A 25,027-nucleotide genomic window follows, 5' to 3' on the forward strand; every position below is an offset into this window, starting at 1 on the left:
GTAACCAATCTAAGCGGAGCGTCAAGCTTTTGTTACATATCAGCGAACGCCGATCTCTGCCGCAACCTCGCGGCCGGGGCCGATCTCGTGGCCGAGAGTGCTGGAGACGAAGTCCGTGGCGGCTGGACCCAACTGTCGGTGCACGGCCCCGAACAGGCGGTACGCCTCGCCGCTGGGCCAGTTCTCGGGCTGGAGGTCGCGTGGGAGGTAGGGGTCCCGGAAAAGAAAGCGTCGGTAGTCGCCGATGATGCGCATTCGCTCCAGGAGGGCCGTTTTGCCATCCTTTGCGGCGTTGACCGCTTGATTGTCCAACGTGCAGTAGGAGTGAATGAAGTGCTCGTAGTCGTGGCCGAGCTGATCCAGGTCCCAGCAGCGGGTAGCCAGGTCCCTGTCCTCTTGGATGTTCCCTGTGCCGCACCAGAGGGCGTCGACTTTGGCCAAGGGATTTTCGATCCCGATTTGGCGGACTTCGGCCATGAGGTCATGGGGGCTCATCCAGGTTGATGGTGAGAGCTGGCCGAATCCGTGCCATGCGAGTTGCTTCCGGAGCTGCTCGCGAACCGCTCGTTCGGATTCCGGAACCTGGTAGATGGCCATGGTCCATCGGCCCTCCCACGCCTCGTCCCTGCGTCGGAAGATCCGCTCCCGGCCGTCGTCGAGTATCTCCAGCATGTGGGGCGTGAGTGAGTAGACCGTCTCGCGGCCGACGCGCCGGGTGGTGAACCACCCCTCCTTCCGGAGCCGGGACAGGTTGACGCGCACCGTGGCTGCTTCAATATCGAATACTGCCAGTAATGCGGTGATGTCTGCGAGCTTCACTTCACTGCCGGCATAACGTAGGTAATCCCCGAAAAGATCCAGGATCACTGCTCTGGGTTTCCACTGCACGGGACTCTCCAAATCTGTGGGCCGCGCCAATGGTGGCCGGCCTGAGTGACGTGCAACAAGTATAGGTACGAGCAACACTTGGGCGTTACGTGTCTGGTCAAGATGAGATCCGGGTCGATGCTTGAAGAAACATGCAACAGTTCTCTTGACGCGCAACGAGTTAATGTTACATTTGTTTGTGGGTCAGGTCACAGAAGACCGCCATCCCATCTCTGGAACCACCACAATGTCGTGTACTTCACCTGGAGCTCCAAATGGCTTTTCAATCGCCAGCCTCAACAACGGTTACCCCCCGCAAATCCGCGGGCGTCGTCATTTTTCTCTGCTTCCTCGCCATCGTTTTTGATGGTTATGATCTGGTCGTTTACGGTGCGATCGTTCCGAAACTCCTGGCCTACGAGCCGTGGGGTCTTACTGCAGTGCAAACAGGTGCCATCGGCAGCTATGCGCTGGCAGGTATGTTTATCGGCGCCATCCTGATCGGCTATCTCACGGATATTGTCGGTCGCCGGAAGGTCATGATGGTCTCCATCGCTTCCTTCTCCCTCTTGATGCTCCTGACCGCGTGGGCTCCAACTCCCGAACTGTTTGGCCTCTTCCGCTTCCTGGCCGGCCTCGGCCTCGGTGGTGTGATTCCGACGGCTATCGCCTTGACAGTGGAGTTTTCAAAGTCGAACAGGCGCAACTTCAACAACGCACTGATGTTCTCCGGATATGCCGTGGGTGGCATCCTTGCTGCCCTGCTTTCCCTCGCCTTCCTGTCCACTTTGGGATTCCAGGGCATGCTTGCACTGGGTGGAATCCCGCTGGTTGCCGTAGTTCCATTGCTCTTCAAGCTCCTGCCGGAATCACCCGCTTTCCTTGCCGCTAAGGGCCGCCGGAGTGAGGCCGAAAAGATCATCGCCGATTATGGCCTGGATCAACTGCCGCCGGAGCGTGCTGCCGGTGATGCACCGGCGAAGGGCAGGTTCCGCACACTTCTAACGGGCCGGTTGCTCGGAGCCATGATCCTCTTCTGCGTTGCCGGGATCTGCGGACAGACGCTGGTCTATGGCCTGAACACTTGGCTTCCCCAACTGATGGTCATCGCCAACTACTCGCTGGCCTCATCGTTGTCCTTCCTCCTGACCGTTAACATCGGGGCCGTGGTGGGCGTTCTCGTGTCTTCCCGACTGGCTGACAAATTCGGGCCGCGGAACGTCACTGCGATTTCGTTTGCTTGTTCCGGCGTTGCGCTTGTCCTTATGGGCACCGGCATCATGCCGCTCGTCGTCATGTATTTCCTGGTGGGAGTGGTGGGCTTCGGCTCTGTTGGTGCGCAGATCCTCGTCAACGGATTTGTGGCTACCTATTTCTCCGGCGCCACCCGGGCCACTGCTTTGGGCATCACCTTGGGAATCGGGCGCATTGGCGCTGTCCTCGCCATCTCCGGTGGCGGCGTCCTGGTGGCAGCCTCACTGGGGAACTTCATCAACTTCTCCATTTGGGCCATCGCCGCTGCCATAGGTGTGGTGGCCGTGCTGGCCGTGCCAAGGAGTTCTCCGCATGGGTCCGACGCGAAAGCAGGCGGAACTGCTGCGACAGTATCCGACAACCCTGTTGCGCATTGAGACGACAGTGCCCGGCCGTCAAGAGCATCCGTGCCCGAGACCTCATACTAAGGACTGACGTGTTATGTGCGACGTGATCTCGCAATTTTCCGGTGTTTCAAGAAGATCGCTGCTTGGCCTAGCTGGAGTCGCTGGGGGAGCGGCCCTGGTCTCAAGCATGACGGCACCGGCTGTTGCGGCCGGGGATTATAAGAAGGATCTGGGCAACGCCCGTGACTATCACACCAGACTTGCACTTCTAGGTACTGCTGCTGGAAGGACCTTTTGGGGTGGGACGGAGCGACAAGGAATTTCTTCCGCGCTGGCAGTGGGTGATGCCGTATATCTGATTGATTGCGGAGACGGTTGGGCCCGACGTTACCTTCAAGCAGGCTTGGGTACCCAGAAGGAATTTTCCGGCCTGGAGGGACTAGAGGGCGTGTTCATTACCCACATGCACTCAGACCATCTGATTGACTACCCGTCACTCCTAATCTTCGGCTCGACTGATGGTCTTGCCGTGCGCAAGAAGCCTGTCCAAGTGTTTGGCCCCGGAAGCAGGGGTAAGCTCGTGCCACTATCACCGAGCGCTACGGACACTCCGCCGGTAATAAATCCCGAGAACCCGACCCCCGGGATCTCCGATATGACTGAGTATGTCTACCAGGCATACGCGGCTGACTTAAATGACAACATGAGGGACAGCCTCAAGCCGGACCCGCATACATTGATCAACGTGTCTGAGGTCGTGGTTCCGCCTGGGCTGGTCGTAAACCCCGACGTCGATCCGGCGCCGCCAATGGAGCCTTTGCATGTATACGAAGACGAGAATGTCCGCGTGACGGCGACACTTGTCAAGCACCCCCCGGTTTACCCCGCGCTTGCCTACCGCTTTGACGCGGCCGAAGGATCCGTCGTCTTCTCTGGCGACACTGCCTACTCGGACAATCTCATACGCCTGGCCCAAGGCGCGGACATATTGGTGCACGAAGTCATTGACCCCCGATGGGTGGAGAGTCTGTTCCCTTCACCGCCTACACCTGCCCAGGAGGCGAAGATCCATCACCTGATCAACTCTCACACAAGCATTGAGGAAGTTGGCGTCGTTGCCGAGAACGCTGGAGTAAAAACTCTAGTGCTCTCGCACCTAGCGCCGGCGGACAACCCCAAAAACCGCTGGTTGGAGGCAGGACGTTCTTTCTCAGGGAGGCTCGTTGTCGGTGAAGACCTGATGCAAATCGGCATCGGGAAGCGACGCAGGTAACACCAACGCCGGCGCCCGGCAGATCGCTTCGGCAGCGCTACGACACAGCAATTCAACCAACGGATAAATAAGGAGATACCTTGCAAACGCAACTCATCATTGACAACGAGCCCCGCAACGGACGCGAAGGAAAGACGTTTGAACGGCGGCACCCGGTGACTGGGGCGTTGGTGACGGAAAGCGCTGCTGCCGGCGTAGACGATGCGCTGGATGCCGTGGAATCGGCGTCGAAAGCATTCACTTCCTGGTCCACCACTGGACCCAGCGAACGGCGTGCGGTGATGTTGAAAGCCGCCGAAATCATGGAGCGTCGCGGGCCCGAGTTTATCGAGACCATGATGTCCGAAGTTGGCGCCGCTGGTCTTTGGGCTGGTTTCAACGTCTACCTGACAGCCCAGCTTTTCCGTGAGGCAGCCGGCCTTGCCAGCCAGATCCAGGGCGAAACCCTCCCCACCGATAAGCCCGGAACCCTCTCCATGACCGTCCGTCAGCCCGCAGGCGTGGTACTCAGCATGGCACCGTGGAATGGAGCAGGTGTCCTCGCCGCGCGCGCCATCGCCTACCCGATCGTCTGTGGAAACTCGGTAGTATTCCGGGCCTCGGAGACCAGCCCGAAGACCCACGCCATCATTGCCGAGGTCCTGCATGAAGCGGGGCTTCCGGCCGGTGTCCTGAACTTCCTGACCAGCACCGCGGAAGACTCGGATCGTGTGGTGGAAGCAATCATCGCGCATCCGGCAGTCCGGCGAATCAACTTCACCGGATCCACCACGGTGGGGCGCATCATCGCTGAGAAGGCTGCCCGCTACCTGAAGCCGGTTCTGCTGGAACTCGGCGGCAAGGCTCCGTTCGTGGTCCTTGATGACGCCGATGTTGATGGCGCAGTCAATGCTGCCGTTTTTGGGTCTTTCCTGTACCAGGGCCAGATCTGTATGTCCACCGAGCGTTTCGTGGTGGATGAGAAGATTGCCGATGAGTTCGTAGGAAAGTTCGCTGCTCGGGCAGCTCAGTTGGGCGCCGGAGATCCGCTTACTGACGAGAACTGCATTGTTGGCCCCATGATTCGGGAAGAATCTGGTACCCGCATCAACGGACTCATTGACGACGCACTGGCAAAGGGTGCTGAACTCGTAGTGGGGGAGCGCGCCAACGGCGCCTCCATGCCCGCCACTATTGTGGACAAGGTCAGCCCGGAGATGTCCATCTACGACCAGGAAACCTTCGGTCCCATCACTACGGTAGTCCGCGTCTCCGGCATCGAAGAAGCTGTCCAGGTTGCCAACGACACCGAGTACGGGCTGGCAGCGGCAGTCTTCGGCAAAGACAGCACCCGGGCCCTGCAGGTTGCCATGCAAATTCAGGCAGGTCACGTGCATGTCAACGGTGCAACAGTGCAGAACGAGGCCCAAGCTCCTTACGGCGGCATGAAGAACAGTGGCTACGGCCGATTCGATGGACGGGCAGTCATCAACGAGTTCACAGAACTCAAATGGATCACGGTGGAGCAGTCCGACCAGCAGTACCCCTTCTAAAGCCAGCCCCAACGTAGAGAAAGACAGACCATGCAGGTAACCGCAGCAGTGGCCAGAGAGCCGCACCAGCCGCTCAGTATTGAGGACCTCGAACTCGACGAACTCCGACCTAACGAAGTCCTGGTCAAAATGGTGGCATCAGGCGTGTGTCACACGGATGCGATTGTCCGCGACCAGGTGTACCCCACTCCGTTACCCGCTGTCCTCGGGCATGAGGGTGCCGGAGTTGTTGAGCGGATCGGCAGTTCAGTAACCACCGTTCAGCCCGGCGACCACGTACTGCTCGCAGCTGCCTATTGCGGCAAATGCGATCGCTGCCGGTCTGGAGAGATGGCATACTGCGAAAACCTTTTCGCGGCGGATTTCGGTGGACGTCGACCTGACGGCACCACAGCGCTCAGCAAGGATGGAGAAGTAATCTCCTCACATTTCTTCGGCCAGTCCTCCTTCGCCACGTACGCCAACGTCGTAGAGGAGAGCGTGGTCAGGATTGGTGCTGATGTCCCGTTGGAGATTGTTGCTCCGCTGGGCTGCGGCATCCAGACTGGCGCCGGCGCAGTTCTGAATGAACTTAAGCCCCGGCTGAACAGCACGCTGGTGGTCATCGGGACCGGCGCCGTCGGTTCCGGTGCCATCATGGCCGGATCCGTTGCAGGCTGTGCTCGGATCATTGCTGTGGACATCCACACGTCCCGCCTCGATCTCGCCAAGGAACTTGGCGCGACGGATGTCATCAACACCACTGAGCAGGACCTGACTGAGGAGATCCTTCGCCTCACTGACGGGCGTGGGGCTGACTACGTGGTGGACACAACGGCGCGTCCGGAATTGCTTCGCCAAGCGGCGGATGCCATCGCGCTGCGCGGAACCCTCGCACTGGTAGGTGCTGCCAAGCCCGGAACGGAAGTCACGTTCGAGATCGGCCTTTCGTTGGTCAAGGGGTGGACTTTCAAGACCATCATTCAGGGAAGCTCCGTGCCGCAGGTCTTCATCCCCAAGCTCATTGAGTTGTGGAAGGAAGGCAGGTTCCCCATGGACAAGCTGATGCAGAACTACACCTTGGACCAGATCAATCAAGGGTTCGAGGACTCCGCCAAGGGGCACGTGATTAAGCCGGTCATTGTCTTCTAGCGATCCAAGCCGGTTTAGCCTCAAACAAGAGCGGACGACGGCGGGTGCTTACCCGCCGTCGTCCGCTTCTGGGTCGGCGGCCTAGGAGACATTCGCGTGACTGAAGAAGCCGTGGTTGAGGGTGGGATAGCAGCGCAGAGTCACGTCCACTCCTACGTCCTTGAGCCTCTGGGCAAAGTGGAGATTGACGTCGTAGGGGAAATCGTGATCACCGACGCCGATAATGGTGGGGCAGCCAGGCAAGGCTCGCAGAGAGCAGGGGATTGCGCCGGGTCATCCAATGGAACCAAGGGATCGGGGCCCAGGTATTGATGTTCCATGACGGTGCCTGCCATCAGGGTGAAATCGGTGGCTGGCTCGATGAGAAGCTGTGCCGCTAGGGTGACGTCCGTGTCCGGCAATGATGTGCCGCAATTGCCGCGAGGTTTCCACCAGCGCAGTCCCGGCCACGACCAGCTTTTCTGGGTTCCCGCCGAAGCGATCGATGTGCGCGGCTGCCCACTCGACCGCGGCGATGGCGTCTTCAACCCTTGCAGGGTGGGGTTTTTCGGGTGCGAACCTGTAATCCACCTGCACGACGTGCGCGCCGGTGCGGGCAGCGATACGGCCCGTCCAAGTCGCCTATAGTCCAACTCTCGCCGTGAAAGTACACAACGCTGGCATCGCTTGCATCCTGGGGTTTTGAATGAGAATTCTGAAGTCGCCAGCCGGGACGGGAAACTTCGATTCGGCGATCGACTCGACGCCGAAGAACTGTCGATGATTGAAGCTGTCCCGAAGTCGGACCCCCTTGCGCGGGCAGTAGGACCGTCGACATCGGTAAATATCGGGAAGTCGCCAGTCGCTGCCATTCCTTTTCCATGGCCCGAATGGCTGGATCAAGGCCAGTCTTCAACTCAGATCCCATACGTTCGCGCAAGAACGTGAGCGAGGCTTCGGTGACCTGTTGAAGGAAGGGCGTACCGACGAACACACGTCCGCCGCCCGTTTCCAAGTCTTCGGTGTCTGCACCTGCCCGCAGTTTGGTGTCGTTGGCCCGGTGGCTCCATGGTGACCAGCAGTCCGGTGTCCCAGTTGAAGTCCTCAAAACTACGGATTGGCCCGCATGGTCCTTAGCACGAACTGGAGGGCGGCAAGTTCGCGTACTATTTTCAGGGGTCATAGTCCTGTCGCTGATTGCCCGCTGGTGTCCGTGGGTAGCTGGTGGCGGATTACTGGGTGGCACTTATCTTGCGTGCCGCTTCCACAACTGGGTCACTCGCGGCCTCGCTGTCGAAGTCCTGAAGGGCGACCAACCCAATGGAAGCCTCCGGCCCGCCGTGGAGGGTGCCGGCGAGTCTTAGTGGAGCGGCAACGCCGACGGCGCCTGCCTGCAGTTGTCCACGGGTGATGCAATAGCCCTGGCGGCGAGCCTCGACAACTTCCGGCGTGTCAGCTTCGGATGGTGCGCGGGCAGCGAGGATGGCGATTCCCGCGGCCGCCAGGGCTAGTGGGTGCCGACTTCCCACCCGGTAGCCAACACGGAGGACTGAAGCTACGGCTGGGTCCAAGGACAGCACGGCAACGGCTTCGTCGCCCTCTGCGACCGACATAAACGCCGTCGCATTCGTCTTGTCAGCAAGGTCTTGCAGGATCGGCGTCGCAAGCGAAAGCAGTCCCGGCCAATACTGCGAGGCAAGTGCGGGAATTGAAGCCCCGAGATGCAACTTTCCGTCTGTGTCTCGCATGAGAAGTCGGTGTTCTTCGAGTGTGGCTACTAGTCGATAACCGATTGCGCGGGCTACCCCGATCTCGGCGGAAAGGTCCGCCACGGAGATGCCACTGGGTCTCGCCGCGACGACCTCCAAGGCACGAATACCGCGGTCCAGGGTCTGTAGGGTGCTCACGGGCATTCCTTTGCTGGTCAGTAGCGAGTGATGCGTCAACTGTTCCATACGCGTGGACAACACTATGACGCGTCCATCTGAAACTCGAACCTTGACTGCTGTTTACCGGACCGCTTACATTGGAGGTGTCCACTAGATGGAACAACATGTTCACTATTAGTAACAGATGGAGCAATGGTGGTCCAGCAGATGCAAAGCTGCCCAGTTACTGGGTCGGCCTCAAAGAACGTATCCGAGGCGAGTGGATGTCCCGTCATGGGGTCCGCCGCTGAATTTGACCCCTTCGAGGACGGGTATCAACAGAACCCTGCCGGTTATGTCGCGTGGGCCCGTCGGGATGAACCCGTCTTCTTCAGCCCTAAGCTTGGATACTGGGTAGTCACTCGTTACCACGACGTGCAAGAGATCTTCCGTGACAACGTCACCTTCAGCCCGTCCATAGCGTTGGAGAACATAACGCCCGTCGGTGAAGCAGCGAAGGAGATCCTTAACTCCTACGATTTTGGGCTGAAGCGTACTCTCGTCAACGAAGACGAACCGGCGCATATGCCGCGTCGTCGGTTGCTCATTGAGCCGTTCGAACCCGCCCAGTTGGCCCACCACGAGCCCATGGTACGAAGGTTGGCCAAGGAATTCGTCGACCGCTTCATCGACAAGGGCGCGGTGGACCTGGTCGAAGAAATGCTCTTTGAATTGCCCTTGACAGTTGCCCTTCACTTTCTCGGTGTCCCGGAAGACGACATGGATGTACTGCGACGCTATTCCGTTGCCCATACAGTCAACATCTGGGGCCGGCCCGATCCCAAGGAGCAGATTGCCGTTGCTGAAGCGGTTGGTAAGTTTTGGCAGTACTCTGGCGAGGTTTTGGAAAAGATCCGCCGGAATCCAAATGGCTCAGGGTGGATGCAGTTTGCTATCCGGATGCAGCCCGACCATCCCGAGATCGTGACGGACTCGTTTCTACATTCCATGATGATGGCCGGCATTGTGGCAGCGCACGAGACCACTGCCATTGCCGCGACCAATGCCATCAAGTTGCTGCTGCAAAACCGTGAGGTCTGGGATGAGATCTGCGCCGATCCCGCTTTGATTCCCAATGCGGTTGAAGAGTGTCTGCGTTTGGACGGCTCAGTGTCTGCGTGGCGACGCATCGCTATGACGGACACGAAAGTTGGCGGTGTCGACATACCCAAAGGCGCGAAAATCCTCATGATGCAGTCGTCGGCAAACCACGATGAGCGGTACTTCGAGGACCCGGAAATGATTGACCTTCGCAGGGTGAGCGCCTCTGAGCACCTAACCTTTGGCTACGGCGCTCACCAGTGCATGGGTAAGAACCTGGCCCGAATGGAACTCCAGATCATTCTCGAGGAATTAACGCGACGGCTTCCCCAATTGGAACTCAGCGCGCAGACATTTTCATATGTTCGCAATACTTCCTTCAGGGGACCGGAACACCTTCTGGTCGAGTGGGAGCCTGAACTCAATCCCGAACGAGCCGACCCTTCCATCCTCGCGTCGAAGGCGGAGGTTCGCATTGGGCCGAACGCAACGAAACACATAACGCGTCCCGTGGTGGTCACGCAACGAAGGCAGCTCACTGACAAGGTTGTCCGCCTTCGACTCGAATCACCCAACGGGAAACCGTTCCCGGCGTGGAGTCCAGGCTCCCACATCGATGTAATTTGCGGAGATACAGGGCACTCACGTCAATACTCACTTTGCGGCGACGCAACGGACCCAAGGGGTCTGGAAATCGCTGTCCTTCAGGAACCGGATGGACGCGGCGGCTCAGCCTGGGTCCACGATAATGCCGCCATGGGTACAGCATTGGAAATTCGTGGTCCGCGAAACCATTTCCGGCTTGACCCCGGGGCTACCGCTTATGTGTTCATCGCGGGTGGCATAGGTATCACTGCAATCAGTGCCATGGCAGCCGAAGCCCAGCGGCGCGGCATGAAGTACGACCTTCATTATGCAGGCCGCAGCCGGAGGGCCATGGCCATGGTCGACGAGCTCCGCGCAATACATGGAGACCGGTTGCACCTTTGGGTCAGTGATGAAGGCACAAGGGCATCAATGCCCACGATCCTGGACCACCTGTCCCAAGGGGCGCAGGTCTACTGCTGCGGACCAGCCGGCATGATCGCCGAGCTGCAGAGCATTGCTGAGAACTGGCGGGAGGGAACGCTGCACGTTGAGCACTTTACATCCAGCTTGGGAACGCTGGATCCCGCAGTCGAGAGTGCATTTGATCTGGAGCTGAACAACTCCGGCATAACAGTCCGGGTCGCCGCCAATGAGACTGTTTTACAAGCCTTGCGGGCAGCCAAAGTCGAGGTGCCCAGCGATTGTGAAGAGGGGTTGTGCGGCACCTGTCAGGTGGGCGTCGTCAGCGGCAGTATCGACCATCGGGACCTCGTGCTGACCCCGGATGAACGAGCAGAAGGCAACCTCATGCTCACGTGCTGTTCGCGCGCCTGCGGCGAACGATTGATTCTTGACCTCTAACCGGCCTGTCGGCCCGTAACCAAAGGAATATGAAATGGTTTTCTATCGCCAGCTGGGAGTTGTCCCCAAAACGCGGCATACTCTGTTCCGTGCTGATTCCGGAGCTATTTACTACGAAGAACTGATGGGGGAGGAGGGCTTCTCCTCTGATTCTTCGCTCCTCTACCATCGGAATATTCCTTCCGCCCTGGTTGGTGCTCGAATTTGGGACCTAAACGACCAGTCATTAACCCCAAATTTGCCGCTGCTGCCTCGCCATTTGCGACTACACAGTCTGTTTGATGTGGGAGATGCAACAAACGTCGACGCGGTAACGGGACGGCGCCTCGTTTTGGGGAACGGCGATGTGCGCATCAGCTATGCCTGGGTTGGCAAGACTTCTCCCCTTTACCGAAACTCGACAGGCGACGAGTGCGTCTATGTTGAAGACGGAACAGCCGTCGTCGAGACGGTCTTTGGTTCCTTGTCCGTCGCCAAGGGAGACTACATCGTCATCCCCCGCGCGACTACCCATCGATGGGTCATGCCGGCTGGTGATGCTGCCAAGCTCTACTTCATCGAGGCCAACAGCCACATTGGACCACCGAAGCAGTACCTTTCAAAGCACGGTCAACTGTTGGAGCATGCACCGTACTGCGAACGAGACCTTCGCGGTCCCAACGAGCCACTTTTGACTGAAGGTCAGGATGTCGAGGTCTACATCAAGCATCGCGGCAACGGTCCCAGCGGTCTTGCCGGAAGCATACACGTGCTCCCTTACCACCCATTTGATGTTGTGGGCTGGGACGGCTGCTTGTACCCGTATGTCTTCAACATCAATAGCTTCATGCCTATCACGGGTAAGGTCCACCAGCCACCACCCGTGCATCAGGTGTTTGAGGGCAACAATTTCGTCGTGTGCAACTTTGTGCCGAGGAAAGTCGACTACCATCCGGACTCCGTCCCCGTGCCCTACTATCACTCCAACGTTGATTCGGACGAGATCATGTTCTACGTCGACGGTGATTATGAGGCAAGAAAGGGTTCAGGTATCAACAAGGGATCGATCTCCATTCACCCTGGCGGTCACGCGCACGGTCCCCAACCTGGAGCTGTGGAGGCCAGCCTCGGTATGGAGTACTTCGACGAACTTGCCGTAATGGTGGATACCTTCAGGCCTCTTGAACTTGGTGAGGCGGCCATGAAATCGGATGATGGCCGCTACGCAAGCTCGTGGACAGGCGGTCGTTGGAACAATGTCTGACTACGAACTGCCAGACGCCTTCTACAGATTCTTCGACGATGCGGCCGTCTTTCCGCCTGGTCTCGCACCCCTTGAGGTCGCGGTAAAGGACTATGTCGTCCGCCGAGACTCCGTTCTGGGAGTGGCAATCGGACCTCTTGTTTTGCCACTTCAGGACATGCCGAAAGCCGAGGAGATACTAGTTGGCTGGGGTTTCAAAGGTGCCTCCATTGAGGTAAGCGTTGTGGTACCGCCCGGACAATTGGAGGCGGCGCTTACGGCCGCCCATGCTCCCGGGCCCCTAACAATCGTTTCTGTCGAGCTGAAAACCGGCCCTCTTCAAGAAGACTGGAAAAAGGAACTATTTGGCGCTGCAACGCTCGCGGGGGAGTGTGACGTCTACGTGGAATTGACGGCGAGCCAAATCGGGCAGGATGCCCTAGAACTTATTGTGAAGGCTGGTGCCAGGCTGAAGTATCGTACGGGCGGAATCACTGCCGACCTTTTTCCGACAGCCGAACAACTCGCATTTGTCATAGGTGCTGCAGTTGAACTTGCAGTGCCCTTCAAGCTCACCGCTGGTCTTCACCGTGCGGTTCGCTACACAGACCAGGAAACTGGCTTCACCCACCATGGCTTCTTGAATATAGCCATGGCAACCGCCTTGGCGTATGAAGCCGAGCCAACTGCGTCGCTGATTGCCGTTTTGCGGGAGCAACGCCCGGCGGTTCTGGCGGAAATGTACAATGCGCACTCCTCGCGCTGGCGCCAAGGTTTCAGTTCCTTCGGAACCTGCAGTGTCACGGAGCCTCTTAAGACCTTGGAGGAGCTGGACATTCTGCCGGCGGGGGCCAGTGCCATTTCCTTGTCCCTACTGAAAGCGATTCAGTCATGATTACAACTGATGTCCAGCTTCGGCCGCAACCTGGAAGCGTCGCGGACTTGAATGCCCAGCCGGGGTTCGGTGCTGAGAATCTCCCATACGCTTCATTTGCGCCCTACGGAGAAGATCCACGGCTCGGCGTTCGGATTGGAAACAAGATCCTCGGAGTGGCTGCAGCTGTGGAGTACGACGGGAGGAGATCTCAAGCACTCGTCAACGCTGTCCTCGGTCAAAATCTCGATGGGTTACTCAAAGCGGGCCGGCCAATCTGGGACGAGCTGCGTGCGATGCTGACCCAACAAGTCACATCCGCCGAAGCTGCGTCGTCTCTGGAAGTTCACGATCTTCGAGACGTTTCGTTGTTTATGCCCTTTACGGTGGCAGACTACGTTGACTTCTACGCATCCGAACATCACGCGACAAACGTAGGACGTATCTTCCGGCCCGATCAGCGTCCGCTTACAACCAACTGGAAATACTTGCCTATCGGCTACCACGGACGTTCAGGAACCATCGTTGCTTCGGGTACGGAGATCGTCCGCCCCAAGGGCCTTCGACCCGAGCCCAAAGGAAGTCCAACTTTTGGACCCAGCAGGAAGCTGGATATTGAGGCTGAAGTTGGTTTTGTCATCGGAGGAGCTGCCCCGCAGGGCGAAGTAAAGCTTGCCGACACGGAGAACCATATTTTCGGCACAGTACTGGTCAACGACTGGTCCGCCAGGGACATCCAGGCCTTCGAATACGTGCCTCTCGGACCCTTCCTGGGCAAGTCCTTTGCCACCTCAATCTCCCCGTGGGTTGTGCCGATGGCTGCGCTTTCCTGCGCATCGATTGAACCGCCAACCCGAGACGCCGATCTTGCTGAATACCTCGATGACGGGTCGGCCCGCGCGTCAGGGTTGGATATCAGCCTCGAGATCTCCATTAACAACAAACTCGTGTCCCGACCGCCTTTTGCATCGATGTATTGGACTCCAGCGCAAATGCTGGCTCACATGACTGTTAACGGTGCCAGCCTGCGGCCGGGCGACTTCTTTGCATCCGGGACAGTGTCGGGACCCGGAAGAGATCAGCGCGGTTCCCTCCTCGAACTTACGTGGAACGGCAGGGACCCGTTGACCCTTACGGATGGCGGGAAAATGTGCTTCCTAGAGGACGGAGCCGAGGTTGTCATCCGCGCCACAGCACCCGGACCTTCGGGTACCAGCATCTGCTTCGGGGAGGTCGCCGGCCGTATAGTGCCGGCAACGTAGGAGATCCCCACCTGGCATATAGGGGTCCTGCAGTCAGGTCCCAAGTGGGCGAATAGCACTAAGGAGCTTCAAAAGCGACGGCAGGGCCTGGGCGCGGTGGTGAGCCGAGCCCAGGCCCTCAGTCGTCAACAGACCCCGAGCTCAGCCTCATGAGGCATCACAGGAGTGGCTACACGGCCTTGAACAGCCGATAACGACTTTTATGGTCCTGCCGGGAGAAACCTTCTTGGGGCAAGAAACTGCTCCCCAAAGCCCAATGACTTTGAGGAGCAGTTCAAGTGGAAACGTGCCCTTTCATGCTTCCCGGAGCACGGCGATTCGCTCGTTAGCGATGTGCCGGATTGTAGGCAGCAAGCCCAGGAAAAGAGGGCTGGCGCCTGGCGCCGACGGGAAGAGATTGGTGGTGAACCCGACTCCCAGCGCGAGTTCCGGATCTGCGAAGGCGACAGACCCTCCCGCTCCTTCGTGGCCAAATGACTGCCGGCCAATAGGGAGCCGTGGGAAGGAGAGCTGAGTCCCCGACCCGAACCTCGTAGGTACTCCAAGCACCAGATCCAGACCGGACGAACAGGGACGAGTCATGCTGTCAACGGTGTTAGCATCCAAAAGACGGATGCCGTCAACTTCACTCACTGTCGATGCCATGATCCTCGCCAGAGACGAAGCTGTGGTAACAACTCCCATCGAAGGTAGTCCTGCTTCGAGAAAAGCATCAGAATTGAAAAGCTCCGGATCAGCAACCAAGGCCTCAAGAAGACCGTCACGCTGCGGTAGGGGTGCCCCCGGAACGCTCGCTTCAGCGGGTTCTGAGAACAGTACGGGATGAATCTCGGTCTGTCTCCCACCGAGTACAAGATCCACACCGAGTGGGTCGGCGATCTCTCTGCGTATAAGCTCAGTAACGCTAATCCCCAGAGCTTCCTCAACTACTGCCCCAAGAACTGTGCCGAACGTCACTGCATGGTAGCCATGGCCGTCCAGCCGGTGGGCAGTGGCAGCGGCCGCAAGAACAGCCTCGCGATCGCCTCCACTCAGTACCCCTTGGGAGGTCTGGACGACATCCAGAGCGGCCAATGAGGTTCTGTGCGCCAGCACGTCACGGACGGTCACGTTCGAGCCACCTGCCGAGCCGAAACCCGGCCATGCCTCAGACAGCTGCGCATCCAGGTTGAGGGCACCCCGCTCCGCCACCCTGTGTAAGGCGATGGCCAAGATGAGTTTGGAAACAGAGAAGACCACCTGACGTGAGGAAGTAGAGTAGTCACCGAAGGATAGGTCCGCTACACACCGACCACCCTGAAATACGGTCACCGCCGCACCACCTTTGGACTGCTGGGCCGCTAGCCGCCCGAAAACGTCTGCGAGGCCTTCAAAGCTTTCCGTGCTCCCTTTGACGAATATCTTGTTCATTGCGTACTCACCGGTGTATGGGCGCGAGTTCGCGCTCAAAGAATTCAATGCCGGCACGGAGTTCGCCAATGGGATCCGGGGACATATCGATTTCGGCAATGGCCCAGCCGGACCAGTTTGATGCCTTAAGGATCTGTTGCCAGCTCTTCCAGTCCACCGCGCCGTTTCCGAGAATACGGAAGTGCGTGAGCATCACTGCGTGCCGATCCATGACAGGACCTGTGAGCGTGGCTCCATCGAGCGGGCTCACACAATCCTTCCAGTGCATGATCGGCACCCGATCAACGTGGGTGCGTAACATTTCCACCGCGTCGCCACCGTCCAAGGTGACATGTCCCGCGTCGAGGCACAGCGAGACTGTGTCTGCAGATGTTTGCGAGAGGACTTCTGAGACGTCTTCCAGGCGAGAACAGACTGAATACGCGTCTGTGTGCAGAGCAAGTCGAACGCCAGCTGGGGCTGCAGCGGCGCCCAAGTGGTCTAGCTGCTCTGCTATGCGGACTAAGTCCAATCGCGGAACGACCCCATTAGGATCCCCGCCCGTGACTGACGCTCGTGGTACTGCCCCGAGCACAATGAGCCCACAATCCAATTCGGCGAGGGCGTCAGCGTGCCTGCGGATTTCGTCGTCAGCCGTGGACCTGTAGGCAGGATTTTCGAGCGCACCCATGATGAGAGGCGCTCCAAAAGTAAAACTGGAGCTGACGGAAAGGCCTCGTGAGCGCAAAGCCGCCCCGAGCTTGGCAGCTGATCCGTAGGCGGCCAAGGCAGTCGTCAAACCTCCGGGCGGTGGAGCAAATTCGATGCCCTGCACACCTGCCTCTACACACCCATCAAACATCCTTTCGAAATATAGATGAGGGTCAGCTTCAACCATGCGCATCCACTCCTCGTAGGAAGTTTCGGCAGCAATGCCCCAATAGGAAAGATCAAAGAATGTGATCAGGTCTGTTCCAAGTCTGATTCGCGGGGTGCTCATCAAATTCCCTTGGGGCGGTCCGGCATGGTTACCCAGGCATTCGTGAAGGCTGACTGTTCGATCGCATCGATCACCTGTTGGATTCGGACTGCCTCGCCAAAATTGGGGGTGGCTGGCCGATCATCCGCAATCGCCTGAAGGAATCGGCGCAACTGGATCGCCATGCCGTCGACGTAGCCTTGGCCTAGGCCCGGGACCGGATACCAGACATCTTCCTGGATGCCTTGGGATACCTCAACGGTCCGCGGTCCAGCGACCGCAGCTTGGTCATCCAGCAGGTCGACAATCAGCTGATCTGGATTGTTCCAGTCAAAGGCTACCGCGCCGCCGGTGGCGTCAATTTCGAACGCAAGGGCGTTTTTCTTTCCTGGCGAGTAGAAGCCGGCAGAGAAGGTGCCGATTGTCCCGTTTTCGAACTCGGCGATCCAAGTCGCGGCTTCGTCAAGGAGCTCTCCCCGTTCAGCGTCTGTCGTCTTGTGCCATCCACTGTCGGCGTGCGAGCGATCGCGGGTTACCTGTAGGGCGGAGACGCGGACAATGGGACCGCAAAGGTATTCAGCTATGTCGATAAGATGCGATCCGATGTCGCCGGTCGCTCCTGAGCCACCCGTGGCCTTGCTCCCGCGCCAACCAAAGTCGCTAATGAAGAAGAGCGCGTCGTGGAGGTATGTTCCACGGAACTGAAGCGGTGCCCCCAGTTTCCCGGGTGAGAGAAGTTCTTTCGCGTGCGTGATAGCGGGTATGTGGCGGTAATTGAAACCGACTTGATTGGTGACGCCTCCCTCGCGGGCGGCGTCCCACATCTCCAGGGCTCCAGGAACGTCATTGGTAATAGGTTTTTCGCAGAATACGTGTTTGCCATGGGCGATCGCGGCCAGTGCGATCTCTTTATGAAGTCCAGGCGGTGTGACGATGTCCACTGCATCGATGTCCGGGGAAGCGACTACTGACCTCCAGTCGGCGGAGCTTGCTTCCCACCCCAGTGCGCTGGCTGCCAGCGCTGCTGCGTCACCATCCACATCGACCAGGATTGATTTTCTGACGCGGAAGTCGACTTCAGAGAGCTGAGTCGCTACTGAATATCCCAAACTATGCGCACGGCCCATAAACCCGCCACCGCCAATAAGCGCGACCCTAATCTCTTTCACTAATTTGTCCTTCCAAACTGAACTGATCACGGTTATCTGTACCCGGTGGTGTCGGTTGGCCGTCACCACGTGGCGCGCCACCCTACGGCGGCTGCGCTGCTCAATAGGTCGGCCGGAACGTTCGTGGAGCAAACCAGAGACAAACCGTCGTTGTCTCCTCGAGGCCGTTCTCGACCATGGCACAACTCAATACTTCCCGTTTGTGCGGGATGCTACTTGTACGCCCGGGCCCTCTTCTTGTGCAGGATTGACAGATCTTCTGATACTTGAAGGCAGGCGTAATCAAGCCAGTCGTTGAAGGGGTTACAACAGAGGAACGCTTCCTCAGGCCGACGTTCGTCGAATCAGGGACAGCATTTCGTTTTCGATTGAAGGATCTACTTCAGCACCCAAAGCAGTAAGCACCTTATTGGTGATGTTTGCGGCGCACACTTCGGCATCCAAAGCAATGGTAGTTAATTCCAGTTCGGCCAGCGGGATGTCATCTGACCCTATAACTGCCAAGTTCTCCGGGGCGGATTGCCGACGTGCACGAAGGGCTTCCAGAAGCATGAGCGCAACGTCGTCGTTATGCCCGCAGGCCGCGGTGACTCCAGTGGCTTCGAATTCGTCGAGACACTCGGAGTAACTCTTCAGAGACCCCTCAACAACGGTGATGACGGGTGGAGAAAGAGAGGCCCTTTCACACGCCTGCATTACGCCGGCAGCACGGTCCAGCGCGTAAGCACGTAGGGCCGCATCGTTGGGCATGACGAAACCGAGTGTCCTGTGTCCCCGGTCTATAAGGTAGTCGGCCTGCATTTGTCCAACGCGGCTGTGTTCGACAATGCCGTAATCACTAACCACAGGAGCGGGAGAATGCCCTTCGAGCACTGCTGTTTCTGAAGGCGGGAGTCCGCCTATAGTGACAATCAGTGTTGGAGTCAAATACGACCAGATGTCTTGCACGCCTCGGGAATCCAACTTGTCCGAAATGCGGTGGACCAGCAGGACGTAGCCCCGTTGCGCCAGCTCCCGTGTTAGGGCATCCAAAGCATGATCGAAGACGAACCCCAATGTAAGTGCAGGAACCAAGCACAGGACTATGTTGCTGTTGCCGGTTTTCAACGCCCTCGCCTGAGGGTTGGGAACATGCCCCAGACGGCGTGCGGTGCGTATTACGAGCTCCCGCGTAGCTGGTGAGATGTGCTTGTTGGGAGTGTTATTGAGCACGTAGCTGACGGTCGCTCTCGATACGCCTGACTCACGCGCCACATCAGTACTTGTCGCCCGCCTTCGTCCCTGGGGTGCGCCTGCCACTGTTCTCCTAACGTCATCACAACAAACCGAACGTTCACATCAGAATACTTAGCCCCCGATCCCTGTGATGGGGAACGAGCGCCACCAACTTGTCACCAAGAGACAAGCAGACACTCTTGACGATTGGTTACAGGTGTAATCTAATTATGTTTACACCTGTAACCATACTACGAGGAGGTAGGCGATGGTACGAGTTCCAGGCACCCTAAGCATTCACCGGCTAGGCCGAGGGCAGTGGCTGCTCAAGGAGGCGCCAGATAGCCCAGACGGGATCTGGATTGTATTCGCTGATCAGGGAATTGCCCGTGTATCTGCGGGGTCAAACGTTGCGAACTTGAATGAGCACCAGATGCTCATCACTGGAAACCTGGCAGCTTTGACCTTAGCGGTTCCGGATGATTCGCGAGTTATTGCCGTCCTGCTGCCCGCCGGCGCTAAAGACCTTCCCTTGCAAACAAGATCAGCGGGAGGACGACTGATAAATGACCGTCGAGGTTCTACTTCCGGAATCCTCGCCCATATTCTCAGGGGGTTGGCCGAAGATGATCATGGCGGTTTCCACGAGCATGATCGCCGCGTGTGTGACCAGCTCAGTGTAATTGTCCGTATGGCTTGCGCCGAGGAGAAGCCAGAGGGGCGGAGCGATACGCAGGCTCTCTTCACTGCTTCTACGGAAATAATCGAAAATCGGCTGTGGGATGACGCGATGGATGCTGAGGCCCTCGCCGCAAGGTTGAATGTTTCAACTAGGACCCTTCACCGGGCCTTCAGGGCACAGGGCGCCAGCATTAGTATGTGGATTCGTGAGCGCAGGTTGGATCGTTGCAGGCAGGATCTGCAAGATCCTGCATTTAGCCACCTCCCCGTAAGTTCGATCGCGGCGCAATGGGGTTTGCGGGATGCTGCCCACTTCAGCCGTCTCTTCAAAGCACGGTTCGGCGAATCACCGCGGAGCTTCAGGGTCACCGGACGTCAGTATGCGGAGAGCTTTGACGGCCATCTTTCGACTGGTAGCCGCGTATTCGCTTGAGCAGGATCGAGTCGTCGCGCCGTTCTGATCGTCTAGCGAGCGACGTTTGGGCATCAGGCAATAGTCAGTGGCTCAATCAGTCAATATCGAGTCCCAACTGCACAAGTATTTGCCCGATACCGGGAACACAATTGAACCAAGGTCGCCGGGCTAGGTACCCGGCAAATACTCATCGAAAAGGAAGCTGCAATGACGCAAAATCGCTGGGGCATCGCCGGGGCAGGATTTATTGCCGGGATGTTCTCCTGGGACATGGGATTCACTGACGAGGCAACTGTAACGGCAGTGGGTTCACGGGATCTTATAAAGGCACAGCGCTTCGCTGATGAGCGCGGTCCAATGCGGGCCCACGGATCTTACGAAGAACTGATCGCGGACCCAGAGGTTGACTTCATCTATGTTGCTGTCCCGCACAGCGAACATGCCCGTGTTGCCGAGCTTGCTGTCAGGGCGGGCAAACCGGTCTTGGTGGAGAAACCTTTTGCTTTGAATGCCAACCAAGCAGAGTCTTTGTTCGAATTGGCGATGCAGGAAAAAGTTTTCGTCATGGAAGGCATGTGGTCGCGGTTTCTTCCGCACATGGTCAAGCTCCGGGAAGTCATCGAATCCGGTGCTATCGGAGAGGTCATCTCGGTGTCTGCCGACCACGGTTTGCGCTTCGACCCGAACTCTCCCGAACACCGTCTCTACGACCGCTCATTGGGCGGCGGAGCCCTCTTGGACCTCGGCGTCTATCCCGTGTCACTCGTCGCCGGTTTGCTTGGTGATATCACGGAGATCAGGGCCTTTGGAACCCTGACAACCACAGGTGTGGATGCTGAAACCTCAGCGGTTATGCGCGACGCTGCAGGACGACACGGCATCATCAGCACATCACTTTCTACGGAATCCTCAAACCGGGCCAGCGTAAACGGAACTCTCGGAAGAATCGAGCTCGGGTACAACTACATGATTCCGACGGATCTAAAGGTGGTCACGTTCGGGGAGGGGAACCCTGCACACGGCGAGAAGGTCGAGGACTTCATGGGCACAGTTGAGGGAGGTATGGGTTGGCGCTTTGAAGCGCTTGAGGTCGGTCGCTGCGTTAGTGCCGGAAAACTGGAAAGCCCTGTGGTTCCGCACGCACTCACGCTCAAGACACTCCGGATCATGGACGAGATCCGCGGGCAAGTGGGAGTTCGCTATGACGCTGACTGATGACGCCGGTAAGGCCCCAGTACTGTCGGCCAGGGGCGTGCGCGTTTCCTTTGGTGGCGTTGCTGTGGTCAAAGACGTCGACTTGGAGCTGTATCCGGGTGAAGTGGTTGCGCTACTCGGAGAAAACGGGGCAGGCAAATCCTCCTTAATGAAGGTCTTGGCGGGGGTGTATAGCCCTGACACTGCCAACGTCATTGTTGAGGGCGAATCCGTCCACCTCGGTTCAGTCAGCCACGCGCGCTCCCACGGAATTGCCATGGTCCATCAAGAACTGAACCTGGTGGACAATCTCTCCGTTGCAGAAAACATCGCGTTGGGTCGGGAACCCGGAACAGGCCCCGGCCTCGCGGCGGTCGTGAATCGCAAAGCCAGCGTCAAGCAAGCGAAGGATGCACTCGAGCAGGTCGGTTCACGGGTAGATCCTCGGACGCTTGTTGGCAGGCTTTCCCTGGCCCAACAGCAACAGGTTGAAATTGCGAAGGCACTCGCGCAGGACGAGGTTCGGGTTCTACTCATGGACGAGCCAACTAGCTCGCTTCCCGAAGAACAGGCACAGGACCTCATGAGCCTGATTCACCGTCTCCGTGACGCTGGCCTCGCTGTGGTCATTACGACTCACCGGATACCTGAGGCATTTGCGGTCGCCGACCGCATTGTCGTCATGCGCGATGGCAACAAAGTTGCTGAGTACGACCCCAATGATGGGAAGACTTCAAGGGAGGAGATCGTGAACAGCCTCATCGGCAGGGAACTGACCACTCTTTTTCCGGACAAAAGGACTGAGGTTGGTTCCGTCGCGCTTGAACTTGAGGGCATGTCCGGCGGAATCGTCGAAGACGTCAATCTCGTCGTCCGCGAAGGTGAAATCCTGGGCCTAGGGGGATTGGTTGGAGCAGGCCGAACTGAATTGGCCCGCCTGGTTTTCGGATGTGATCCCCTTACGGCCGGAAGTATCTGGGTAGACGGGCAGAAGTGCAGGATCCGGGGGCCGAGGGATGCTGTGAAGTACGGCCTTGGATTTATCCCGGAAGACCGCAAACGTGACGGACTGGTTCTCGGCCAGGACATAGAGATGAACTTGTCGCTCCCGAATTTGGGCAAATGGAGTAAAGGTGGCGTGCTCTCATTACGCCAACTTGCGAGTAAAGCTGAAGACGCCATCGGTTCGTTCCGCGTGCGTACCAGGTCCTACCGTCAGCCGGTTGGGACCCTGAGCGGCGGAAACCAGCAGAAGGTCGTGCTGGCCAAGTGGATGGCGGTACCCCGGCGAGTACTAATTCTTGATGAGCCCACTCGTGGCGTCGATGTGGGCGCCAGACAGGAGATCTACACAGCTATCGATGAAATCGCACGGTCTGGAGTTGCGGTGCTGCTCATTTCTTCCGACATGGAGGAGCTCATCGGCATGAGCGATCGAATTGCCGTCATGGCAGAAGGACGACTTCAAGGCGTCCTTGAAAAAGAAGAAGTTTCGCAGGCATACATCTTTAAGCTGGCGAGCCAATTGGAGAGTGTTTCATGAGTATTGTAAAGAGCCAGCCGGTCCCTACTGAACGGAAAGTTTCCAGGGCCGGCACCGGAGCCAAGAAACTTACCAGTGGCTTCTTGGCGGCGCCTTCTTCCGGTGCTGTCGTATCTGTTGTGTTGGTCTCGGCTTTTCTGTCCATTGCAACGCCGCAGTTCTTGACGCTCGACAACTTGAGCCTTGTTGCCAGGGCCTTTTCCTTCATCGCCATCGCTGCCATCGGGCAGTTCGTCGTTATTCTTACCCGCGGCATTGATATCTCATCCGGCTCTGTCATCGGTCTTTCCGGCATCGTTACCGCCTTGATCTCCGGAGCTGGCCTACCGACGTGGATGGCTCTACTGGGCGGTATTGCCGCAGCCATGGCTGTCGGCCTCTTTAACGGCTCGCTCATTGCCGGGCTCGGGTTGGTTTCCTTTATGGTGACGCTGGGCATGCTGAACGTCGTCAGAGGTGCGGACGTTGCTCTTACGGGTGGCTACCCCGTGACCGGCTTGGATCCGTTCATCAAGAGCCTTGGTCAAGGCTTTCTCCTGGGAATTCCCATGCCCGTTATTATCATGCTTGTGCTGGCCGCAGTTATGTGGTGGGTAATGACGAGGACAGTATTTGGACGTCAACTCTACGCCATCGGCGGCAACGAGGAGGCAGCGCGTTTGTCCGGCGTCAAGGTAAAGACCGTAACGGCCTTGGCTTACGTTATTTCAGGCCTCTTTGCCGGGATAGCCGGCATTCTTCTGACAGCCCGGCTGGGTGTAGCGGAATCCACTATTGGTACAGGTTACGAGCTGGACATCATCGCCGCAGCCGTCATTGGTGGTGCAAGCTTCGCAGGAGGCATCGGAAATGTAACGGGCGTCATCTGGGGTGCTGCTTTGCTGGGAATCGTCCGCAACGGCATGGCTCTGCTGGGTGTTGACAGCTATTGGCAACAAATTGTCATCGGTGCGGTTATTGTGATCGCCGTCATCATCGACCGTGTACGAACACGAACAACTATTCACTGATTCTTGTGACATCTGAAAATACCACCGCTATCCAAAGGAGAATAGCTATGAAAGAACGTCAGTCTTCCAAATCGTGGGTAAGCAAGCTGGGTGGAAGCATACTGGCACTCGGCGTCGCCCTCGCTCTCGGCCTTACAGGTTGTAGCTCCGGTCAGCAGGCAGGGACGACTGTGTCCAAAGGCCCGAATGACCAACTTACCTTCGTCGCCATTTTCAAAGCACTGGGCAATGCAGGCGTTACCGCAGCGAAAAAGGGTATGGAGGAGCGCGCCAAGGAAATCGGGAACATCAAGGTTGAAGTGACTGCACCGTCCGCGCCGGACGCCGCGGCACAAGTGCAACTTATCGAGTCGTACGTACAACGTGGTGTAGACGGACTGATGGTGTCCAGTCTTGGCCCATCGGTGTGTGAGGCAATCGATTCCGCTATGTCGCGTGGCATTCCTGTCATCACGTTCGACTCCGATTGCCCCGACAGCAAGCGACTCACCTACGTCGGGTCCGATAATAAAGCTGGCGGCGAAGCAGCGGGCAAGCTCTACGCTGAAGCTGTAAAGGGCAAAGGTAAGCAGCGTATCGCCATTCTTACCGGAGTGCTTGGTTCGCAGAACCTTACCGAGCGTGACCAAGGCTTCCAGGAAGGTCTCAAGAAGGCCGGTGTCGATTTCGAGATCGTGAAGACGGTCCCCGGCAATGACGATGTGCCCAAGTCTGTAGATGCCGTCGAGTCGACTCTTCGTGGTGACCAGAGCATAAATGGCTTCTTCTTCGACGGTCCATGGCCATTCCTTGTTGAAGCATCGAACCTGCCGACTCTTGTAGACCGGACAAAGAACGGGGGCCTTACGGTAGTAGCCTTCGACACCATCCAACCTGAGATGGATGCGGTGAAGAACGGACTGGCACACGCTCTCGTTGGCCAAAAATATTACGGCTGGGGTTACCAAGGAGCTCAGGTTTTGGACCAGATCGTACGCCACGGAGCGAAGTTCGACACTGTAACGGCAACGGGCTTCGACCTCGTAACCAAGGATGGCGGCGAAGGTCGCTTCACCCCGGACGAGATGGACGCTCTTTGGCAGAGCTACGCATTCAAGGAAACTCCAATCATGCCACCTTCTAAGTAGCCGGGAAGTGGGGGGCGTTGCCGGCCCCCCTACTTCACGACCGCTCACAGTCGACACGGGTTGGCGATGCGGTCTTTGCCAGGAATGTGTCCCCAGGACAGTTTTTGTCCATCATCAAAACTCCATATCAACTTTGTCCCGAGGCG

At 57.9% G+C, this 25,027-nt stretch carries 21 protein-coding genes and 1 pseudogene; 13 read left to right on the forward strand and 9 right to left on the reverse strand.

What is annotated here, in order from left to right:
- Positions 1–39: 39 nt before the first annotated feature.
- Positions 40–888, reverse strand: a complete 849-nt coding sequence (locus tag BLW08_RS11980; protein ID WP_091325269.1) for a PaaX family transcriptional regulator — start codon at positions 886–888, stop codon at positions 40–42.
- Between the two features lie 254 nt (positions 889–1,142).
- On the opposite strand from BLW08_RS11980, the gene BLW08_RS11985 reads away from it, so the two are divergent.
- The 4 genes from BLW08_RS11985 to BLW08_RS12000 all read left to right on the forward strand — a co-directional run bounded on the left by BLW08_RS11985 (position 1,143) and on the right by BLW08_RS12000 (position 6,404).
- Positions 1,143–2,498, forward strand: coding sequence for an MFS transporter (locus BLW08_RS11985; protein WP_091325271.1), 1,356 nt, complete (start codon positions 1,143–1,145; stop codon positions 2,496–2,498).
- Positions 2,499–2,562: 64 nt separating this feature from the next.
- On the forward strand, positions 2,563–3,741 hold the full coding sequence (locus BLW08_RS11990) for an MBL fold metallo-hydrolase (RefSeq protein ID WP_091325272.1): 1,179 nt from the start codon (positions 2,563–2,565) through the stop codon (positions 3,739–3,741).
- An 80-nt stretch (positions 3,742–3,821) separates the two neighbouring features.
- Positions 3,822–5,273, forward strand: a complete 1,452-nt coding sequence (locus BLW08_RS11995) for an aldehyde dehydrogenase (RefSeq protein WP_091325274.1) — start codon at positions 3,822–3,824, stop codon at positions 5,271–5,273.
- Between the two features lie 30 nt (positions 5,274–5,303).
- A complete protein-coding gene (locus tag BLW08_RS12000) occupies positions 5,304–6,404 on the forward strand; it encodes an NAD(P)-dependent alcohol dehydrogenase (protein WP_091325275.1) in 1,101 nt (366 codons plus the stop codon).
- Positions 6,405–6,485: 81 nt separating this feature from the next.
- On the opposite strand, the gene BLW08_RS24325 is transcribed toward BLW08_RS12000, so the two are convergent.
- The 3 genes from BLW08_RS24325 to BLW08_RS12015 all read right to left on the reverse strand — a co-directional run bounded on the left by BLW08_RS24325 (position 6,486) and on the right by BLW08_RS12015 (position 8,290).
- Positions 6,486–6,647 (reverse strand): alpha/beta hydrolase, encoded by a 162-nt coding sequence (locus tag BLW08_RS24325; protein ID WP_175538669.1) that lies wholly within the window; start codon positions 6,645–6,647, stop codon positions 6,486–6,488.
- 30 nt (positions 6,648–6,677) lie between these two features.
- Entirely contained in the window at positions 6,678–7,007 is a 330-nt protein-coding gene (locus BLW08_RS24330; protein ID WP_091325278.1) for an alpha/beta hydrolase fold domain-containing protein, read from the reverse strand.
- Positions 7,008–7,615: 608 nt separating this feature from the next.
- Positions 7,616–8,290, reverse strand: a complete 675-nt coding sequence (locus BLW08_RS12015; protein ID WP_091325280.1) for an IclR family transcriptional regulator — start codon at positions 8,288–8,290, stop codon at positions 7,616–7,618.
- 174 nt (positions 8,291–8,464) lie between these two features.
- Here BLW08_RS12015 and BLW08_RS12020 point away from each other — a divergent pair, with 174 nt between their 5' ends.
- From BLW08_RS12020 to BLW08_RS12035, 4 genes are read left to right on the forward strand one after another with little or no spacing between them, the layout of a single operon-like run.
- Positions 8,465–10,801, forward strand: a complete 2,337-nt coding sequence (locus BLW08_RS12020) for a cytochrome P450/oxidoreductase (RefSeq protein ID WP_091325282.1) — start codon at positions 8,465–8,467, stop codon at positions 10,799–10,801.
- A gap of 34 nt (positions 10,802–10,835) precedes the next feature.
- Positions 10,836–12,044 carry a homogentisate 1,2-dioxygenase gene (locus BLW08_RS12025; protein WP_091325284.1) on the forward strand — a complete coding sequence of 403 codons (1,209 nt, stop codon included), beginning with the start codon at positions 10,836–10,838 and terminating at the stop codon, positions 12,042–12,044.
- On the forward strand, positions 12,037–12,918 hold the full coding sequence (locus tag BLW08_RS12030) for a hypothetical protein (RefSeq protein WP_091325286.1): 882 nt from the start codon (positions 12,037–12,039) through the stop codon (positions 12,916–12,918). The genes BLW08_RS12025 and BLW08_RS12030 overlap by 8 nt, the downstream gene beginning before the upstream one ends.
- Positions 12,915–14,159 carry a fumarylacetoacetate hydrolase family protein gene (locus BLW08_RS12035; RefSeq protein ID WP_091325288.1) on the forward strand — a complete coding sequence of 415 codons (1,245 nt, stop codon included), beginning with the start codon at positions 12,915–12,917 and terminating at the stop codon, positions 14,157–14,159. Before BLW08_RS12030 ends, BLW08_RS12035 begins: the two co-directional genes overlap by 4 nt.
- Before the next feature lie 294 nt (positions 14,160–14,453).
- Here BLW08_RS12035 and BLW08_RS12040 read toward each other — a convergent pair whose 3' ends face one another.
- The 5 genes and pseudogenes from BLW08_RS12040 to BLW08_RS24335 all read right to left on the reverse strand — a co-directional run.
- Positions 14,454–15,569 carry a serine hydrolase domain-containing protein gene (locus BLW08_RS12040; RefSeq protein WP_139244886.1) on the reverse strand — a complete coding sequence of 372 codons (1,116 nt, stop codon included), beginning with the start codon at positions 15,567–15,569 and terminating at the stop codon, positions 14,454–14,456.
- A 7-nt stretch (positions 15,570–15,576) separates the two neighbouring features.
- Positions 15,577–16,548 carry a sugar phosphate isomerase/epimerase family protein gene (locus BLW08_RS12045; RefSeq protein ID WP_091325291.1) on the reverse strand — a complete coding sequence of 324 codons (972 nt, stop codon included), beginning with the start codon at positions 16,546–16,548 and terminating at the stop codon, positions 15,577–15,579.
- The gene (locus BLW08_RS12050) at positions 16,548–17,696 is read right to left on the reverse strand and encodes a Gfo/Idh/MocA family protein (RefSeq protein ID WP_139244887.1); all 1,149 of its coding nucleotides are present in this window, start codon (positions 17,694–17,696) and stop codon (positions 16,548–16,550) included. The genes BLW08_RS12045 and BLW08_RS12050 overlap by 1 nt, the downstream gene beginning before the upstream one ends.
- A gap of 324 nt (positions 17,697–18,020) precedes the next feature.
- Positions 18,021–18,803 carry a substrate-binding domain-containing protein gene (locus BLW08_RS12055; RefSeq protein WP_254779837.1) on the reverse strand — a complete coding sequence of 261 codons (783 nt, stop codon included), beginning with the start codon at positions 18,801–18,803 and terminating at the stop codon, positions 18,021–18,023.
- Positions 18,804–18,830: 27 nt separating this feature from the next.
- Positions 18,831–18,995 (reverse strand): annotated as a pseudogene (locus BLW08_RS24335) (LacI family DNA-binding transcriptional regulator); the annotation flags it as partial.
- A gap of 334 nt (positions 18,996–19,329) precedes the next feature.
- Here BLW08_RS24335 and BLW08_RS12060 point away from each other — a divergent pair.
- The 5 genes from BLW08_RS12060 (at position 19,330) to BLW08_RS12080 (ending at position 24,881) form a co-directional block, all read left to right on the forward strand.
- Positions 19,330–20,025 (forward strand): AraC family transcriptional regulator, encoded by a 696-nt coding sequence (locus BLW08_RS12060; protein ID WP_175538672.1) that lies wholly within the window; start codon positions 19,330–19,332, stop codon positions 20,023–20,025.
- Between the two features lie 189 nt (positions 20,026–20,214).
- Entirely contained in the window at positions 20,215–21,222 is a 1,008-nt protein-coding gene (locus BLW08_RS12065) for a Gfo/Idh/MocA family protein (protein WP_091325297.1), read from the forward strand.
- A gap of 64 nt (positions 21,223–21,286) precedes the next feature.
- Positions 21,287–22,744 carry a sugar ABC transporter ATP-binding protein gene (locus tag BLW08_RS12070; RefSeq protein WP_175538673.1) on the forward strand — a complete coding sequence of 486 codons (1,458 nt, stop codon included), beginning with the start codon at positions 21,287–21,289 and terminating at the stop codon, positions 22,742–22,744.
- Between the two features lie 83 nt (positions 22,745–22,827).
- A complete protein-coding gene (locus tag BLW08_RS12075; protein WP_175538674.1) occupies positions 22,828–23,754 on the forward strand; it encodes an ABC transporter permease in 927 nt (308 codons plus the stop codon).
- A 47-nt stretch (positions 23,755–23,801) separates the two neighbouring features.
- Entirely contained in the window at positions 23,802–24,881 is a 1,080-nt protein-coding gene (locus BLW08_RS12080) for a substrate-binding domain-containing protein (RefSeq protein ID WP_091325303.1), read from the forward strand.
- Positions 24,882–25,027: the final 146 nt, after the last annotated feature.

Origin of the sequence: Arthrobacter sp. cf158, from assembly GCF_900106835.1 — a bacterium.
Classification (GTDB): Bacteria; Actinomycetota; Actinomycetes; order Actinomycetales; family Micrococcaceae; genus Arthrobacter.

Coding starts and splice junctions, on each gene's coding strand:
- BLW08_RS11985 (WP_091325271.1), top strand. CDS start 1,143: ATGGCTTTTCAATCGCCAGCCTCAACAACGGTTACCCCCCGCAAATCC.
- BLW08_RS11990 (WP_091325272.1), top strand. CDS start 2,563: ATGTGCGACGTGATCTCGCAATTTTCCGGTGTTTCAAGAAGATCGCTG.
- BLW08_RS12000 (WP_091325275.1), top strand. CDS start 5,304: ATGCAGGTAACCGCAGCAGTGGCCAGAGAGCCGCACCAGCCGCTCAGT.
- BLW08_RS12020 (WP_091325282.1), top strand. CDS start 8,465: ATGGTGGTCCAGCAGATGCAAAGCTGCCCAGTTACTGGGTCGGCCTCA.
- BLW08_RS12025 (WP_091325284.1), top strand. CDS start 10,836: ATGGTTTTCTATCGCCAGCTGGGAGTTGTCCCCAAAACGCGGCATACT.
- BLW08_RS12030 (WP_091325286.1), top strand. CDS start 12,037: ATGTCTGACTACGAACTGCCAGACGCCTTCTACAGATTCTTCGACGAT.
- BLW08_RS12035 (WP_091325288.1), top strand. CDS start 12,915: ATGATTACAACTGATGTCCAGCTTCGGCCGCAACCTGGAAGCGTCGCG.
- BLW08_RS12040 (WP_139244886.1), bottom strand. CDS start 15,569: ATGAACAAGATATTCGTCAAAGGGAGCACGGAAAGCTTTGAAGGCCTC.
- BLW08_RS12045 (WP_091325291.1), bottom strand. CDS start 16,548: ATGAGCACCCCGCGAATCAGACTTGGAACAGACCTGATCACATTCTTT.
- BLW08_RS12065 (WP_091325297.1), top strand. CDS start 20,215: ATGACGCAAAATCGCTGGGGCATCGCCGGGGCAGGATTTATTGCCGGG.
- BLW08_RS12080 (WP_091325303.1), top strand. CDS start 23,802: ATGAAAGAACGTCAGTCTTCCAAATCGTGGGTAAGCAAGCTGGGTGGA.